Annotated in this window: 5 protein-coding genes; all 5 read right to left on the bottom strand. The window is 29.9% G+C overall.

What is annotated here, in order from left to right:
- Window positions 1–106: 106 nt before the first annotated feature.
- The 5 genes from L8D11_RS04225 to L8D11_RS04205 all read right to left on the bottom strand — a co-directional run bounded on the left by L8D11_RS04225 (window position 107) and on the right by L8D11_RS04205 (window position 3,415).
- On the bottom strand, window positions 107–253 hold the full coding sequence (locus L8D11_RS04225) for a helix-turn-helix domain-containing protein (RefSeq protein ID WP_236870428.1): 147 nt from the start codon (window positions 251–253) through the stop codon (window positions 107–109).
- A gap of 83 nt (window positions 254–336) precedes the next feature.
- Window positions 337–1,665, bottom strand: coding sequence for a glutamate--tRNA ligase (gene gltX, locus L8D11_RS04220; protein ID WP_236870427.1), 1,329 nt, complete (start codon window positions 1,663–1,665; stop codon window positions 337–339).
- Window positions 1,666–1,672: 7 nt separating this feature from the next.
- On the bottom strand, window positions 1,673–1,963 hold the full coding sequence (locus tag L8D11_RS04215; RefSeq protein WP_236870426.1) for a hypothetical protein: 291 nt from the start codon (window positions 1,961–1,963) through the stop codon (window positions 1,673–1,675).
- Window positions 1,964–2,010: 47 nt separating this feature from the next.
- Window positions 2,011–2,448, bottom strand: coding sequence for a nucleoside deaminase (locus tag L8D11_RS04210; RefSeq protein WP_236870429.1), 438 nt, complete (start codon window positions 2,446–2,448; stop codon window positions 2,011–2,013).
- Between the two features lie 19 nt (window positions 2,449–2,467).
- A complete protein-coding gene (locus tag L8D11_RS04205; protein WP_236870425.1) occupies window positions 2,468–3,415 on the bottom strand; it encodes an inositol monophosphatase family protein in 948 nt (315 codons plus the stop codon).
- Between the last annotated feature and the right edge of the window lie 116 nt (window positions 3,416–3,531).

The following is a 3,531-nucleotide window of genomic DNA, read 5'->3' as shown; positions in this document are numbered from 1 at the left end:
AGAATGCACACAATGTTTTGCAGATTAAAGCGACTATCTCCTCTAATGAGTGGAATCTTTATGAAGCAAATATTGACAATGAGTTGATTCTAAAAGTTGCTTAACGCTATCTAATATTTATGCTTCCTTCTATATTTGCAATCGTTGCTTTTGTTAAATTACACCTATCTGCTAATTCAGATTGTGTCCAGTTTAGCAACCCTCTTGCTGCTCTAACTTGGGCACTCGATATCATGACCTGATTATTACTCATATTCCAACAATGTTATTAATATTTATCTCTTAAGAAATGAGGATATACAAGTGCTATAATTTTACAACAAATTATTAAATATTTTATTTATTTAATCTAATTAGTATAAGTTTTTTGCTTATCATTGGTAATAAATTTTTAAGTTCTGGACCATCTTCCTGACCAGTTAAAGCAACTCTAAGAGGCATAAATAATTTTTTACCTCTTAAATCAGTATGCGCCTTTATTGCTTCTATCCATTTATCCCATGTATTCAAATCAAATTTTTCTTCAGGTAATAAAGTTTTTGCTAAAGAAATTAATTCCTTATCTATTATTTCAGTCTTAATTTCATCTCTACAAACTGTGTACCAATATTTTATATCATCAATACCTCTAATATTGCCCCTAATAGACAACCAAAATTCTTCATCCATGTCTTTTATATTTAATTTTTGAAGCACATCTTGTATCTCTTCAAAATCCAATAAATGCAACATTTTTGCATTAAAAGTTTTTAATTCATTATAATCGTACTGCACAGTTGACTTACTTAATTTGGAAAAAGAAAATTCTTCTATCAAATGATCGATGCCCTTTTTTGCTATTATATTATCAGAGCTTCCAATTTTCGAAAAAAACACAGCAATAGATGAAGGCAATATACCTTTTTCTCTCAATTCTTTAAGACTAAAATCTCCTGCCCTTTTGGACAATTTTTTATCTTTTGTAGTTAATAGCGATATATGGCTAAAACTTGGTGGCTCAGCCGATAAAGCTTTAAATAATTGTATATGTATAGCACTATTAGATATATGGTCTTCACCCCTTATAACATCAGTTATAGCATATTCAATATCATCAACTACAGAAGCGAGGCTATATGTCAGAGTACCATCATTTCTAACTAATACTGGATCACTAAGATTTTTAGCTTCAAACTTTAATTGACCCCTAATTTTATCATTCCATGATATTTCCTCTTCGTTAAGCAAAAATCTCCAATAAGGTTGCACCCCTTTGGCCTCTAGCTCTTTTTTTTCATCCAGTGTTAATTTTAGAGATGATCTATCATATATCGGTGGCAGATTTCTACTTAATAAACTTTTCTTTTTAACAGCTAATTCTTCTTCAGTTTCATAACAAGCATATAACCTGCCTGAATCAATTAATTTTTGTTTTACCTCTTCATATTTATTAAGTCTATCCGATTGTCTAAAACAAATATCCCAATCAATTCCAATCCATTTTAAATCCTCTTTTAATGCGTCAATATACATTTCTTTAGATCTATGAATATCTGTATCATCAATTCTCAATATAAATTTTCCAGCATTTGTCTTTGCATATAACCATGCTATTAGAGCAGTCCTTAAATTACCAACATGTAAAAATCCTGTGGGACTTGGTGCAAATCTTGTCGCAGTCTTCATATAAAATTTAATTTTTCGTTATCAATTCATCAGGATCAAAAATATTCTTCATACTAGTATTTTCACTTACATATACTATCTTATCAATATTTCTGAAACTAGTTTTTTTGGCTGCTTCGTACGCACTACTCGCCTCAATGTTTTCAATCTTACCATTAAAATATAAATGATACGAGCCAATACAGTCATTTTTTAACTTAAGAGAGGGAAAGTCATAATTTTTAAATTCACAATTTTGTTTATTTTGAGAAAAACTATCTTTGGCGTTATTAAATTCAAATTTTTTACTATCTACCATCTTAATAATTTTATTGTTATAAATTTAACCACATACGTATATACATGCTAAACCTTTTTTCTTATTTTAAAAAAAAATTCTTTCATCATTTTTGATGATTTCTGCTGCTCTATTCCACCATATATTTCTGGTATATGATTATGCACTTTAGAATTGAATAACCTTATTCCGTTTTCAATAGCACCAAATTTTTCATCATATGCACCAAAATATACCCGCTTTATTTTACTAAACGCAATTGCTTGCGCACACATTGCACATGGTTCAAGCGTTACATACAATTCACAATCACTTAAATTTGATCTCTGTAGTTTTTTCGTTGCTTCTCTTATACACAAAATCTCAGCATGAGCAGTAGGGTCATGTTCTGACCTCATTTTATTGTAGTTAGTCGCAATTATATCATCCTTATACACTATCACCGCACCAACAGGCACTTCATTTTTTTCAATAGCTATTCTAGCCTGATCTAAAGCGTACTCCATAAATTTATTTTTGTATAAATTAACTATTTTTTTCAATTTCGCTTACTAATCTATCATTTCCTGCAATAACTCCTTCATATATATTTAGTCCTAAATCCTTTCTATTTAAGTCTCTAATCACCCCCCCCGCCTCTCTAATAAGTATTAGACCTGCAGCATAATCCCATAAATGCAACTTACCCTGGATCAATAAATTTATCCTACCATCTGCTAAATATGCCATTTCTAATGCAGATGCTCCAAAAATTCTAATTTTACTATGCTTCAGGTGGATAAAATTTAAGTATTTTTTCATTGTAGCATTGCTATTTGAATCATCATGAATAGCACAAATTACCCTCTCATAATCATTGTGAGTAGATACCTTTATTTTCCTTTGCATTCCCATGCTATCTATTAAAAAAGCTCCCATGTTCTTACCTGCCCAAAATATTTCATTATTAACAGGATTACACACAACTCCCAATAAAATAGTTGATTCATCTTTAGTAATTTTTGCCAAAGCTACTGATATGCAAAAAAATGGCACCCCATGCATAAAATTAAATGTACCGTCAATAGGGTCAATTATCCATTTGTATTTCGTCTGATTAAAATTATCATTTTCAGTACTTTCCAAAATACCACTTTCCTCTGTGATAAAGCTATATTCAGGTCTGCTTTTTTGTAAATGGTATATCAAGATTTTTTCTGCAGTTAAATCTGTTTTAGTAACAAAATTTGCAACCCCCTTTTTGGAAATTTGCAATTTTTCAACTTCATAAAAATCTTTAGTGATTTTTACTGAAGCCTTTTTAACAGCTTCTAAAACAACATTTAAGTCTGCATTAAAATTTTTCATTACATCTATTTTATTTACGGTTGACACGATTATGAACAAAAATCTCAATAATTCAATTAATAATTCATTGTTATTTTTTCGCAATGGATTATTAGTTAAAATTACAACTACGTATATTGGAAGCATAAATATTAGATAGCGTTAAGCAACTTTTAGAATCAACTCATTGTCAATATTTGCTTCATAAAGATTCCACTCATTAGAGGACATAGTCGCTTTAATCTGCAAAACATTGTGTGCAT

Source organism: Candidatus Bandiella numerosa (assembly GCF_021811875.1).
GTDB lineage: Bacteria > Pseudomonadota > Alphaproteobacteria > Rickettsiales > Midichloriaceae > Aquirickettsia > Aquirickettsia numerosa_A.
The sequence above is the reverse complement of the archived record's forward strand: the minus strand, read 5'-3'. Positions and strand labels throughout refer to the sequence as shown.